This is a genomic window from Ureibacillus sp. GCM10028918, from assembly GCF_042666115.1.
Lineage (GTDB): Bacteria > Bacillota > Bacilli > Bacillales_A > Planococcaceae > Ureibacillus.
In genome coordinates this window covers 39,677-53,092 of record NZ_JBHTFK010000035.1, presented here as the reverse complement: position 1 = coordinate 53,092, position 13,416 = coordinate 39,677, and the positions used below count along the sequence as shown (strand labels likewise).

Annotated in this window: 13 protein-coding genes, 1 tRNA gene and 1 rRNA gene; 13 read left to right on the top strand and 2 right to left on the bottom strand. The window is 36.3% G+C overall.

What is annotated here, in order from left to right; genetic code table 11:
- The 7 genes from rrf to tsaD all read left to right on the top strand — a co-directional run.
- Positions 1 to 68: ribosomal RNA gene (rrf, locus tag ACFQU5_RS20320) — 5S ribosomal RNA — on the top strand; the annotation flags it as partial.
- Positions 69 to 501: 433 nt separating this feature from the next.
- Positions 502 to 577: transfer RNA gene (locus ACFQU5_RS16985), tRNA-Asp, on the top strand.
- A 160-nt stretch (positions 578 to 737) separates the two neighbouring features.
- On the top strand, positions 738 to 1,094 hold the full coding sequence (locus tag ACFQU5_RS16980; RefSeq protein WP_390290483.1) for a hypothetical protein: 357 nt from the start codon (positions 738 to 740) through the stop codon (positions 1,092 to 1,094).
- Positions 1,095 to 1,237: 143 nt separating this feature from the next.
- On the top strand, positions 1,238 to 1,687 hold the full coding sequence (tsaE, locus tag ACFQU5_RS16975; RefSeq protein WP_390290480.1) for a tRNA (adenosine(37)-N6)-threonylcarbamoyltransferase complex ATPase subunit type 1 TsaE: 450 nt from the start codon (positions 1,238 to 1,240) through the stop codon (positions 1,685 to 1,687).
- A complete protein-coding gene (gene tsaB, locus ACFQU5_RS16970; protein ID WP_390290477.1) occupies positions 1,687 to 2,388 on the top strand; it encodes a tRNA (adenosine(37)-N6)-threonylcarbamoyltransferase complex dimerization subunit type 1 TsaB in 702 nt (233 codons plus the stop codon). Before tsaE ends, tsaB begins: the two co-directional genes overlap by 1 nt.
- A gap of 3 nt (positions 2,389 to 2,391) precedes the next feature.
- Positions 2,392 to 2,841, top strand: coding sequence for a ribosomal protein S18-alanine N-acetyltransferase (gene rimI, locus ACFQU5_RS16965; RefSeq protein WP_390290474.1), 450 nt, complete (start codon positions 2,392 to 2,394; stop codon positions 2,839 to 2,841).
- Complete coding sequence (gene tsaD, locus ACFQU5_RS16960; protein WP_390290471.1) at positions 2,834 to 3,850, top strand: tRNA (adenosine(37)-N6)-threonylcarbamoyltransferase complex transferase subunit TsaD; 1,017 nt, start codon at positions 2,834 to 2,836, stop codon at positions 3,848 to 3,850. Before rimI ends, tsaD begins: the two co-directional genes overlap by 8 nt.
- Before the next feature lie 517 nt (positions 3,851 to 4,367).
- On the opposite strand, the gene ACFQU5_RS16955 is transcribed toward tsaD, so the two are convergent.
- Complete coding sequence (locus ACFQU5_RS16955) at positions 4,368 to 6,323, bottom strand: ABC-F family ATP-binding cassette domain-containing protein (RefSeq protein WP_390290469.1); 1,956 nt, start codon at positions 6,321 to 6,323, stop codon at positions 4,368 to 4,370.
- 254 nt (positions 6,324 to 6,577) lie between these two features.
- Here ACFQU5_RS16955 and ACFQU5_RS16950 point away from each other — a divergent pair, with 254 nt between their 5' ends.
- From ACFQU5_RS16950 to tatC, 3 genes are all read left to right on the top strand, one after another.
- A complete protein-coding gene (locus ACFQU5_RS16950) occupies positions 6,578 to 7,210 on the top strand; it encodes a redox-sensing transcriptional repressor Rex (RefSeq protein WP_390290467.1) in 633 nt (210 codons plus the stop codon).
- Positions 7,211 to 7,291: 81 nt separating this feature from the next.
- Positions 7,292 to 7,516, top strand: coding sequence for a twin-arginine translocase TatA/TatE family subunit (locus ACFQU5_RS16945; protein WP_390290465.1), 225 nt, complete (start codon positions 7,292 to 7,294; stop codon positions 7,514 to 7,516).
- A gap of 19 nt (positions 7,517 to 7,535) precedes the next feature.
- Entirely contained in the window at positions 7,536 to 8,363 is an 828-nt protein-coding gene (gene tatC, locus ACFQU5_RS16940; protein WP_390290462.1) for a twin-arginine translocase subunit TatC, read from the top strand.
- A 58-nt stretch (positions 8,364 to 8,421) separates the two neighbouring features.
- Here the strand turns inward: tatC and ACFQU5_RS16935 are convergent, their stop codons facing one another.
- Entirely contained in the window at positions 8,422 to 9,132 is a 711-nt protein-coding gene (locus tag ACFQU5_RS16935) for a CPBP family intramembrane glutamic endopeptidase (RefSeq protein WP_390290458.1), read from the bottom strand.
- Between the two features lie 299 nt (positions 9,133 to 9,431).
- Between ACFQU5_RS16935 and groES the strand changes: the two genes are divergently transcribed.
- The 3 genes from groES to ACFQU5_RS16920 all read left to right on the top strand — a co-directional run bounded on the left by groES (position 9,432) and on the right by ACFQU5_RS16920 (position 12,812).
- Positions 9,432 to 9,716 (top strand): co-chaperone GroES, encoded by a 285-nt coding sequence (gene groES, locus ACFQU5_RS16930; RefSeq protein WP_390290455.1) that lies wholly within the window; start codon positions 9,432 to 9,434, stop codon positions 9,714 to 9,716.
- Between the two features lie 107 nt (positions 9,717 to 9,823).
- Positions 9,824 to 11,455 carry a chaperonin GroEL gene (gene groL, locus ACFQU5_RS16925; protein ID WP_390290452.1) on the top strand — a complete coding sequence of 544 codons (1,632 nt, stop codon included), beginning with the start codon at positions 9,824 to 9,826 and terminating at the stop codon, positions 11,453 to 11,455.
- Between the two features lie 628 nt (positions 11,456 to 12,083).
- Positions 12,084 to 12,812, top strand: coding sequence for a nuclease-related domain-containing protein (locus tag ACFQU5_RS16920; RefSeq protein ID WP_390290449.1), 729 nt, complete (start codon positions 12,084 to 12,086; stop codon positions 12,810 to 12,812).
- The last annotated feature ends 604 nt before the right edge of the window (positions 12,813 to 13,416 follow it).

Genomic DNA, 13,416 nt, shown 5'->3' with positions numbered 1-13,416 from the left:
GAAGTTAAGCTCTTTAGCGCCGATGGTAGTTGGGGGCTTCCCCCTGTGAGAGTAGGACGTCGCTAGGCAAACGGAAATCGCTGAGTATTCAGCGGTTTTTTTATTATTCCAAATTATAATAAAAGAGTATTCGTCCACCATTAGAAGTAATAGAGGTAAACCAAATCGAATGAATCAGCTTTACGGATACTAAAGATTTTCTGAGAAACGCTTTCAGGTGAATACAATTGAGCAAATCAAATAAAACTAGTTGGCAAAGAAGATGCTCCTTGGACGCAAAATAATCACAAAAAACTAACATGTGCCACCTAACCTGGTCTTATGGACAGGAATGATTTTTAAGTAAACCGAAAAAAATGAACATCTTAAGGAATTCTTACCTATTGTTAAAATTTCAGATTCCACCAAATTAAAAAGATTCAAATCCTAATATGTATAGTAAATATAAAAAAATATTGTAAATCTAACCAATAAATGATATTCTTATATAAGAATATCATTGGTCCCGTGGTGTAGCGGTTAACATGCCTGCCTGTCACGCAGGAGATCGCCGGTTCGATCCCGGTCGGGACCGCCATATTAAAATATATATACGCTCATGTAAAGCATTGCTTTATATGAGCTTTTTTCTTTTTATCAAAATTTGAAACTAAATATTTTACTTTTTTCATTAAAGTTACATGATGTTACTCCCGTATAAATATAGTGGTAGTAAGTCATTTCGTGGGGTGATTTTAATGAATAAAACTCGATTTCGAAGAAATTTATTAGCATTATTATTGATTGCGATAGCTGCTACCATGGTTCTCCTTTCACAGTGGTATTATAAAGTAAATAAATATTACGATATTGAAGATTTGAATTCATTTCGCTGGCAAATGAATATGAATATTGAAGAGTTCGAAAAACTTGAAAAAGGGATGTCTTATCTAGAGGTTGTGGAAGTTGCAAAGGGAAAAGGGGAGCCCATAGATGACGGGGTATATGTTTGGGATGATGAAATACTCATGACTCAAAGTTATGAAATACACTTTCAGGATGGGAAACTGGAAAAGAAGAAGGTAGTTGAAAAACGTGGTTATTCTACACGATGAAAACCTCAATTTTTTTTTTAAGGTGACCAGTATACATATCTTCAAGAATTAAGCATTATTTTAGAAGGGCAAGGTATAGACTTTGAACATTTAACTAGGTTTAGGTAAACTAATGGTAATGTGACTGTGAGAGGATAGTTAAAATGGAATTTGAAAAAGAAGTTAGGTCCTTAGAGGAAACACAAAGCTTAGCACAGAGTTTGGCTCAACTTTTAGAAGCCCAAGATACAATTACGCTTGAGGGTGATTTGGGAGCAGGGAAAACGACATTTACCCAAGCGCTTGCTAAGGGTCTAGGGATTACAAGAACAGTAAATAGCCCGACTTTTACAATCATGAAGCAATACGAAGGAAGGTTGCCATTCAACCATTTAGATGTTTACCGTTTAGCAGATAGTGATGAAGATCTTGGTTGGGAAGAAATCTTCTATGGCGAAGCAGTCAGTGTTGTGGAATGGGCACATTTAATAGAAGAATATTTACCTAATGAACGATTAGCCATTGAAATTTATCGGATTGATAACGATAAAAGAAAGTTTGTATTAAAACCAATCGGTAAGCGATACGAACAGTTGTGTGAGGAGTTATTTTAATGATTTGGTTAGGAATTGAAACAGCGAATTCACCTCTATCTATAGCCATTGTAAAAGATGGACAGATTATAGAGGAGATTGTACAAAACGAAAAACTAACGCATTCCGTTACAGTGATGCCGACAATAGAAGTGCTTTTACAGAAAGCGAATTTGAAGCCTGTAGATATAGATGCAATTGCTGTCTCGGAAGGGCCAGGTTCTTATACTGGCTTACGTATAGGTGTCACGATTGCAAAAACATTAGCTTGGACGTTAAAAATACCATTAGTCGGAGTGTCGAGCTTGCAGGTGTTAGCAGCCAATGGACAAACTTTTAATGGTGTAATCTGCTCGCTGTTTGATGCAAGAAGACAAAATGTATATGCAGCAGCCTATCATGGCTCTACATTAGAACCCGTGATAAAAGAACACCACAACTCCATCGAAGGACTATTGGAACAGTTAAAGAAATTGAATGAACCTGTGCTATTTGTTGGGATAGATGTGGAGACTTTTAGGGAAAAGATAATTGCTCAACTTAATAATCAAGCAAGTTTTGTACCGGTTTCACTTGCATTACCAAGAGCCTCATTATTAGTTGAGTTAGCACAAAAACAACCACTTCCAGGTGTAGGCGAAGTTCACAATTTTGTTCCGCAATATCATCGAATCTCAGAGGCAGAAGCAAATTGGATTAAGGATCAGAAGAAGGGGCAGTAAAAAATGATACTTTATCGTAAAATGACCCCAGAGGATGTCGAGGCTGTTTATTCAATTGAAGTAGCATCGTTTCCAACTCCTTGGACATTAGATTCATTTCATTATGAAATGAGAGAAAATAATTTTGCTTACTATGTTGTGGCGGAGAATGATGATAAAGAGATTCTGGGCTTTTGTGGGATGTGGCTAGTGTTTGATTCGGCTCAAATTACAAATGTAGCTGTTGTTGAATTGGCACGTGGTCTTGGCATTGGTGAAGGATTGATGAAAGAAGCAATACGCATTGCTAAAGAACGGGATGTTGATGTTATGAGTTTAGAGGTTAGAGTTTCGAACAATGTTGCACAAAATCTTTACAGAAAACTCGGATTTCAAGATGGTGGAGTTCGTAAAGGATATTATACAGATAATCAAGAAGATGCTCTTGTAATGTGGGTGAATTTAAATGAATAATCAATATATATTAGCAATTGAGACAAGCTGTGATGAAACAGCAGCTGCTATCATTCGCAATGGTACAGAAATTGTCTCCAATGTCGTAGCTTCACAAATTGAAAGTCAAAAGCGTTTTGGAGGGGTAGTTCCAGAAGTGGCTTCGAGACACCATGTCGAACAAATTACAATTGTGATAGAAGAGACTTTAGAAAAAGCGAATATGGAACCTTCTGATTTAACAGCAGTCGCGGTTACGGAAGGCCCAGGTTTAGTAGGGGCACTATTGATAGGCATTAATGCTGCAAAAGCCTTTGCCTTTGCACACAGCCTGCCACTTATCCCGGTGCATCATATTGCTGGTCATATTTATGCAAATGCATTAGTCGAGCCGATGGAATTTCCACTATTAGCTCTGGTTGTTTCAGGTGGCCATACGGAACTGGTATTAATGAAAGAGCATGGGAGTTTTGAAGTAATCGGAGAAACGCGAGACGATGCAGCAGGAGAAGCCTATGACAAGGTTGCACGTGTTCTGAACATGCCTTATCCAGGTGGACCACATATAGACCGTCTTGCACATGAAGCAGAAGAAGGGGTCCAATTTCCTCGAGCTTGGTTAGAAGAGAATTCATATGATTTCAGTTTTAGTGGTTTAAAGTCAGCGGTTATTAATTATAAGCATAATATGGATCAACGTGGGGAAGAAATTATCCCTCAAAAGGTTGCTAAAGGCTTCCAGGACAGTGTAATAGAAGTATTAACAACTAAAACCTTACGTGCAGCGCGAGAATTCCAAGTGAAGCAAGTGATTGCCGCAGGAGGGGTATCTGCGAACAAAGGGTTAAGAACAAGCTTGGAACAGGCTTTCGAAAAAGAAAATATCACTTTCGTAGTTCCCCCTCTAAAGCTTTGTACCGATAATGCAGCAATGATAGGAGCTGCGGCAGCCTATATGTATAATGTAGGAGTTCGTGGTGACTTAGCCATGAACGGTATTCCAGGTAAGGAATTAAAAAGTTGGATATAAGTTTCTGAGGGCATTCTAACTTTCGAATAACCCAAGAAACGAGTAGAAAGTTAAACGACATTTTCTATATTTAGAGCTGTTTCAAATCAATTTGAAACAGCTTTTACTTTTTTAATAAAATAAGTCAATCTAACTTAGGCGAGTTTTTTCTAAGATATTCAGTTATTCATCTTTTGTAAAATTTTTCTGAAAACTTATCCACAGGTTAACAATATTTCTTTAAAAATGTCAAGGCGAACATTCGTACTTATGCACAAATTGTGGATAACTTGGGGATAACGTGTGGTAAAACTATATATAGTATTATTTTTTACACACCGCATTGTGGATTAATAAAATTAAAACTGTGGATAATGTGGAAAAGTGTGTTGATATGTTGATATTACTAAATTGTTCATGTGAATAAATTTGTGGAGATATTTTATCGAAATTTGTCTATTGACCAAGATATATGTAAATTATTAAGTAATAATAAAAATACCATGTGTATATACACATGGTATTTTTAGGTTATCGATTAGGATGAAATAATATTCTCAAGCTCATCATTGAGTTCGAGCCATTGTAGTTCGAGTTCGTCGTGTCCTGTTTTAAGTGAATCAAGTTTTGTTTGGTACTTCATCACTTGTTCGTGATCCTTGAATATATCCGGTTCACAAAGCTTGGCTTCAATGCTTGAAATTTCTTCACTAAATTCAATCATTTTCTTTTCTAGTTCTTCAACTGTACGACGGATTTGTCGTTCGCGTTTTTTTGCATCTTTATCAATTTGAGATGTGGAGGTTTTTGATGTTGTTGTCTCGCTTAATTTTAAAGAGGCTTTTTCAGCTTCTGTTTTCATTTCTGCTAATTCTTCAAGTTCTTGTTTTTTTTCAAGATAATAATCATAGTCACCTAAGTATTCAAATGAACCAGTTCCTGATAATTCGACAACCTTTGTAGCAATACGATTGATAAAATAACGGTCATGGGATACAAATAGCAATGTACCAGGATAATCGATTAGTGCATTTTCTAAAACTTCTTTGCTATCTAAGTCAAGATGGTTTGTCGGTTCATCCAACACGAGTAAATTTGCTTTTTGCATCATGAGTTTGGCGAGAGCAACACGTGCTTTTTCGCCACCAGATAATGAACTAACTGGCTTTGTAACGTCATCTCCACTAAATAGGAAACGCCCCAGAATCGTACGGATATCTTTTTCATTTAATAATGGCCATTCATCCCATAATTCTTGAAGAACAGATTTATTACCAGACAACTTAGCCTGTTCTTGATCATAGTAACCAATTTGAACGTTTGCACCATATCGAATATCACCAGATTGAATAGGTAAATCCTTAACGATCGTTTTAAGCAAGGTTGATTTCCCAACGCCATTTGGTCCGACAAGTGCTATACGGTCTTCACGGAAGATGCGCATATTTATATTGTTTGAGATGCTTTTCCCTTCATAGCCAATCATTAATTTGTCAACAGATAAAACATCATTACCGCTTTGACGTTCGATTGTAAAGCCGAAGTTTGCGGAACGCTCATCACCATCAGGAGATCCCATCCATTCTGTTCGTTCAAGAACCTTCCTGCGGCTTTGGGCCATTTTTGTTGTCGAAGCACGGGCAATATTCTTCTGGATAAATGCCTCTAGTTTAGCTTTTTCATCCTGTTGCCGTTCAAACATTTTCAAATCTCGCTCATAGTTTTTTGCCTTTTCATCTAGATATGCACTATAGTTTCCAACATACTTTGTCACGTGGGTTCTTGATACCTCATAAACAATCGAAACAACCTGGTCTAAGAAGTAACGGTCATGGGAGACGATTAAAATTGCTCCTTCATACCCTTTTAGATAGCTTTCCAACCAGCTCAATGTTTCGATATCAAGATGGTTGGTAGGCTCGTCCAGTATTAATAAATCGGGCTTACTTAGTAGAAGCTTTGCTAATGCTAATCGGGTTCTTTGGCCACCGGAAAGGGAGAGAATCGGTTTTTCGTAATCCTCCGGGAAAAATTGCATGCCGTGAAGCACCGAACGTGTATCTGCTTCATATTGGTACCCTCCAGCATCCTTAAAGTCATGCTGTAATTGATCGTACTCCGCCATTACGCGTGAATAGTTTTCAGCATTCTCGTAAACTGCAGGATCAGCCATACGTTGTTCAAGAGTACGTAATTTTTTTTCTTGATTACGCAATGAGTCGAATATTGTCATCATTTCGTCCCAGATCGATAAGTTTGACTCGAGCCCTGCGTGTTGCTCTAAGTAGCCAATTTTCACGTCTTTTGGAATGATAATTTCTCCAGAGTCATAAGACATTTGACCAGCGATAATTTTGAGTAATGTCGATTTTCCTGCACCGTTACGCCCTACTAACGCAACTCGATCTCTATGTTGAACTTCTAATTTTACACCACTAAGTATTTCATCTGTTACAAAAGATTTATATAATTGATTTACTTGTAAAACAATCATTACTACACCTCAGTTCTATCTTTAGTGTAATAGATGAAGATTCCTTGCGCAATGCGGATGCTTTACTTATTTCTGCATGTTTAGTAAGATGAAAACGATTTTGAATTATATTAATTTCACAAGCGTTTCATTGAACCTGCACAAAGGAATATTGAGTTCCGAGAGATAAGGATATAAATTTAGTATGTAGATAATAATCACTTATACAGATCAGGTAAAACAGTCAGTTTGAGAAATAGATTGGGGGATAATGTGTGAAGCAAGACATGAAAATTCCTCAAGCAACTACAAAAAGACTTCCACTCTATTATCGTTTTTTGCAAAACTTTGCCAATGAAGGAAAGAGGAGAATTTCATCACAAGAATTGAGTGAAGCCATGAAAATTGATTCGGCAACAATTCGAAGGGACTTTTCTTATTTTGGTGCGCTTGGTAAAAAGGGATATGGGTATGACGTACTTTATTTGCTTGAGTTTTTTAGACAAACGCTTGATCAAGATGAAGGAGCAAATGTTGCGTTAATTGGTGTGGGGAACTTGGGAAACGCATTTTTAAAATACAACTTCCACAAAAATCACAATACAAGAATCGTAGTGGCATTTGACTCAAAAGCACCACACGATGGTATGGAGGTTAATGGGATACCTGTATATCATCCAGATCGGTTAGAGGAAATGTATCATGAATTCAACGCGGAATTAGCTATATTAACGGTATCTAGTCGTTCTGCACAAATCATGGCAGATCGCTTAGTTGAAATTGATGCAAAGGGAATATTGAACTTTACGCCAGTAAGGTTAAATGTTCCTGATTCCATGAAGATGATGAATATTGATTTATCCGTTGAACTAGAAGCGTTAATCTATTTAATACGCAATAGTGATTGACACAAAGTATTTAAAATTTATCCATTAGCAAATTCCGACAAGATGAGATAAAATGTACATATAATAGAGGAGGTGGCTACAATGGTTGTGCATTTAAATGCAATTTCACCATTTGCCGTAGTTATTATTTGTGTAGTAGCCCTATTAGTTTTTGGACCAAAGAAACTGCCTGAACTAGGTAGAGCGATGGGAACAACATTACGTGAGTTCAAAAAGGGAACTAGTGGGTTATTGGATGATGAAGAGGACAAGAAAAAGAGCGCCAATGTCATCGAGCAAAAAGATCTAGAAAAAGAAAACAAGTAAGTTAAGGATGTCTATTTCAATGAATCCAAAAGAACTCACTGTTATTGAACATATAGAAGAATTAAGAAAACGTCTATTCATTTGTGCCATTTTCTTTATTCTGTCCTTAATTGTGAGCTTTTATTTTGCAAAGCCGATTATTAAATATATTCAGTTAAGCGAACAAGCAGAGCAATTTACTTTAAACGCTTTCAATGTAGGTGACCCACTTACTGTGTATTTGGAAGTTACATTCATTGTCGCGCTGATTATTACTTCGCCGATCATTCTGTACCAGCTTTGGGCCTTTATCACACCTGGGCTGCATGAAACCGAGCGAAAAGCTACGCTAAAATACATTCCGTATGCCTTTTTATTATTCGTTGCTGGACTAGCGTTTGGCTATTATATTTTATTGCCAAACGTTATGAACTTCATGATGCAGCTATCTGATGATCTTGATATTCAACAAACAATAGGGATTAATGAATATTTCGGATTTCTATTTAAATTAGTGGTCCCATTCGGCATCATCTTCGAATTACCGGTTGTAATGCTGTTCCTAGCGAGATTGGGAATTATAAATCCTCAGCTTATGGTGAAATTCCGTAAGTATGCTTATTTTGTGCTATTCGTAATAGCGGTATTAGTAGCACCGCCAGATATAATCTCATATATTTTGATTTCAATCCCATTGTTTGTATTATATGAAATCAGTATTATAATCGCTCGGATCGGCTATAAAAAATATCTAGTGGCAGAAGAAATGCGCTTGAAAGAAGAAGAGGAAATCGCTAAAAAAATCCAGGTAGAAGACTTATTGGCTGAGCAACGCCGTCAAATCGAAGAAATGACAAATAAACAATAATAATAAAGCCTATTTTCGAAAGAGAACTCTTTTGAAAATAGGCTTTTTCTTATCTTAACTATTGAAATAAGTGAGCGTTCATCTGAACAATTGTCACAAAACCATTTAACAGCATATGGGCAATGATTGAAGTAAGTAAACGACGTGTTTTATAGTATAAAAATGCAAAAATAAACCCACTAATCGTATATAAAATGATGTGTGTAAAGTCTAGATGAATCAGAGCAAAAATGATAGAACTGATTAGACCGGCAACCCAGAAATTTTGTGTTTGGACAATAGAACCAAAGACGACGCGGCGGAAAACAAATTCTTCTAGTATAGGCCCTAAAACTACTGTAGCTAAAATCATAATAGGGGCAATTTCAGTAATTTGAATAATGGATTCAGTATTCGCCGAACCGTTTTGAATACCGAGTCCGTACTCAATCATAGCTCCTATCGTTTGACCAAGAAATACTAAGAAAAACCCAATAACGCCCCAACCGATTGATACAGGAATAGAAGCTTTTTCTCCTTTAAATATATTCCAGAAGTTCTTATTTTGAGAGATTAAGAATATACAAACTAAGAATGCAATTGCAAAAGAGATTGTAGACCACCATCCTGCCAAAGCAACCTCTTGATTTCCATCTTGCGGAAAATATTGCAGGAAGAATGACTTGAGAGGTGGAATTCTTAATAGGAAGCCAGATAATTGCATTGCTATGTAAGTGATTAAAACATAAAAGGCGGTTTTTTGTGTTTGAACTTTTGTAGAGTTACTCAATAGAAAAATTCCCTCTTTCTAAATCTAGTCTTTAAATTTTGTAATTCTATACCATTAAAAATCAAATTAAAGGTATATAAGGAAAAATAAGTAGCTAAACTATCACCGGCAAGTTTCAAGTTTACCTTATAATACGCTATGCATCTATTGTAGATGAATATGGATAGAAAACAAAATTTTTTGGGCTTGTGACTTGCAAATGGTAAAGTAATTCATTATTATAATAATTGTGTTAGCACTCATAAGTAGAGAGTGCTAATAAGATTATATAAATTATAACTTGTAGGAGGTTGTTTCACTTGTTAAGACCATTAGGTGATCGTATCATTATCGAACTAGTTGAGGTGGAAGAAATTACAGCATCAGGACTTGTACTTCCAGATTCAGCAAAAGAAAAACCACAAGAAGGTAATGTAGTTGCTGTGGGAACTGGTCGTGTACTAGATAACGGCACACGCGTCGAGCTTGATGTAAATACGGGAGATCGTATTATTTTCTCTAAATACTCAGGCACAGAAGTGAAATATGAAGGCAAAGAATATTTAATTCTACGCGAAAGTGATGTACTAGCTGTTATTGGCTAACAATTAAAAGTTAATCTTAAGCAACAAGAGCGCCATACATAATCTAGAGGGCGCTCACATGCTACTTTTGATTTTGAATAGAATAATTAAATTTGGAGGTAGGCAAAATGGCAAAAGATATTAAATTCTCTGAAGAAGCTCGTTCTTTAATGCTTCAAGGTGTTGATAAATTAGCAAATGCAGTAAAAGTAACATTAGGACCAAAAGGACGTAACGTTGTTTTAGAAAAAAAATTCGGTTCTCCATTAATTACAAATGATGGTGTAACGATCGCAAAAGAAATCGAGCTAGACAACCCATATGAGAACATGGGTGCAAAACTAGTAGCTGAAGTTGCTTCTAAAACAAATGAAATCGCTGGTGACGGTACAACTACTGCAACAGTATTAGCACAAGCAATGATTCGTGAAGGACTTAAAAACGTAACTGCTGGAGCTAATCCGGTTGGTATCCGTAAAGGGATGGACAAAGCGGTTGCTGCTGCATTAGTAGAGTTGCAAGCAATTTCTCGTCCAGTAGAAAACAAAGAGGCAATTGCTCAGGTTGCTGCAATTTCTGCTGCTGATGAGGAAGTGGGTGACTTCATCGCAGACGCAATGGAACGTGTTGGTACTGATGGTGTAATCACAATCGAAGAATCTAAAGGTTTCACTACAGAATTAGATGTTGTAGAAGGTATGCAATTCGATCGTGGATATGTATCTCACTACATGGTAACTGATACTGACAAAATGGAAGCGGTATTAGACAATCCTTATATCTTAATAACAGATAAAAAGGTTTCAAACATCCAGGAAATCTTGCCTTTGCTTGAACAAGTTATTCAACAAAGCCGTCCATTGTTAATCATTGCTGAAGATGTTGAAGGGGAAGCTCTTACAACATTAATCTTAAATAAATTACGCGGCACATTCAACGTAGTAGCTGTTAAAGCTCCTGGTTTCGGTGACCGTCGTAAAGCAATGCTAGAAGATATTGCTGTATTAACTGGTGGTCAAGTAATCACTGCTGAACTTGGCTTGGAGTTAAAAACAGCGGATGTAACAACATTAGGTCGTGCTGGTAAAGTAGTTGTATCTAAAGACAATACAACAATTGTTGAAGGTGCTGGCAATGCCGATGAAATCGAAGTTCGTGTAAACCAGATCCGTTCTCAAATTGCAGAAACTACTTCTGAGTTCGATAAAGAGAAATTACAAGAACGCCTTGCTAAATTAGCTGGTGGTGTAGCGGTAATCAAAGTTGGTGCTGCAACTGAAACTGAGTTAAAAGAACGTAAACTACGTATCGAAGACGCATTAAACTCAACTCGTGCTGCTGTTGAAGAAGGTATCGTATCAGGTGGTGGTACAGCTCTTCTAAACGTATATGGTGCAGTAGAACAAACTCTTGATACAGTAGATGGCGACGTAGCGACTGGTGTACGTATCGTATTACGTGCTCTAGAAGAACCAGTACGCCAAATTGCAAACAATGCAGGTCTTGAAGGCTCAATCATCGTGGACCGCTTAAAACGCGAAGAAATTGGCGTAGGCTTCAACGCGGCTAATGGCGAATGGGTAAACATGATTGAATCAGGTGTTGTTGACCCAGCGAAAGTTACTCGTTCAGCATTACAAAACGCTGCATCTGTAGCTGCTCTATTCCTAACAACTGAAGCAGTAGTAGCAGACATCCCTGAACCAGCAGGCGCTGGCGGCGGAATGCCAGATATGAGCGGTATGGGCGGCATGATGTAGGCCAACACGATGTTGGTCACTCGGACGTTGCCACACGATGTGGCGCTTTTAGTCCGAGTTCCGCTAACCGTCTTATCCCTTGATATATAAGGATTTGTATGTAAGGTGAAAGTGAAATGCTAACATTTTGCTAACATAGAGGATTTTATTAGAGGCTTCTCATTAGTTGTGAAAACTTTTGGGAAGCTTCTTTTTTCATTTCTTTTTAACGTAGTGGCTTTTTATGGGGGTAGCTTACGGGTATTAGTATATCCTCTAAATAATTTATGGTGGAGTACCTCGAGCTGAGAACTGTGTGTAAAAAATGTTTCGGATGCGAAATTATTAACAAACATGTATTTTAATCTAAACAGTAAAATTGTTAAAATGGATATAGGAGTATTCTGTATATTTATATTGACATTGGAGAAGAAGCAGTTGTTTCATACTTGAAATGTTGAAGAGGAGATTAATATAGTGGTGATTAACTTGAACACAAATGAAGCATACATCTGTGAATCTACTAACACACTTAAAAAAAGGTTTCCTCTAAGCGGTGTTAAAAACCTCGATTAAATAGTACGTAGTTTTCTAATGATAAAGATAGTGAACTATGAAAAATTTTAGAAACGATAAGGAGTAGTAAAACATGTTATCAAAAATTCTAAAGAAGTTTTTTGAAAATAACTCATCCACATGTCAAGATGCAACTACTGAAGCTGATGATAATAATAGAGAAAATAAAAATCTTGAAACATCTCAAAGAATTGGGAAACCGGGTGAATATAATTTTAATATTCACCCCGACCAACTTCCAGCAGAGTTTAGATATATAAAAGATATTTTGATTTCTAATAGTAATATAAAATCAGGTTATTCTCAAATTGACCAGGTTGTCATTACTCCTTATGCAATATTTATAATTGAGATCAAAAACAATTCGGGAACGATTAATGGTGACAAAAATAGAGAAATATGGAGTGTAAACGATAAGTTGCCAATGACGAATCCATTTAACCAGAATGACTGTCATATTGAGGGTATTAAATCGATTTTGGAAAAATGGGATAAAATACAATATGTATCAATGGTATCTTTTAATAAAAGTTGTACATTAAAAGTGAATGAAGAACTAAGAAAAATTCAATCAAATGATTTAGTTGTTTATGATACCGAGTTTTCGGAGTTTGTAACAAGAAAGATTAACGTTCTTAAACATCAAAATCCAGAACCAATACTTTCAAATAATGATATAGAAGATATTTATAATAAATTAATGTCTGCCAACATAAAAGATATGCAAATAAGAGGTATGCTTGTTGATAAGTTAGAAAATCTCAACAATATAGAGACTACTAGTAACGAGAGAAATTTATAAACATTGAGGGTTAGCTGCTCTATTGTTAACAATAGAAGCAAACGTTCCAGCAATGCCTGATATGGACGGAATAGGCGGCATGATGTAATTAGCAGCTCAGCAATGGAGGATAAAATGAATTAAATGTAGCTTCCCATGAGTAAGAAACTTGTGGGAAGCTTTTTTGTTTGGTGACATGAATATATACAACTTTCGTTTATATCTACATGGCTATGCCTATCCAATTTTGCTTAACCCCTGAGTAACAAGCTTTTTTCTTTTTGAGTGTGAGAGGATGATATTTCACTAATAAAATTTTGGAGTTCAATCGTACCTTACTACTACCAGAGGCCAGTGATCCACCCCATTCCCTCCATTTTGATTAATTTTTCCAATACTCTTCATAAATAAATTAATAAATAGGGCTGTAGGCTTACTAAAGAATTAGGCTCAAGTTGGTTTTTCTAATAATTTCCATTTATTATACTTACTCTGTAAGTTCAATAATCATACAGTTCAAATCTACAAAGAATCCTAATGGAAGGAGATAATATAATTTTGTTCTTAAAAATTGTAAAAAACGATTTCATCAGGAATAAGGTTTCAACTATATCAGTCTTACTAT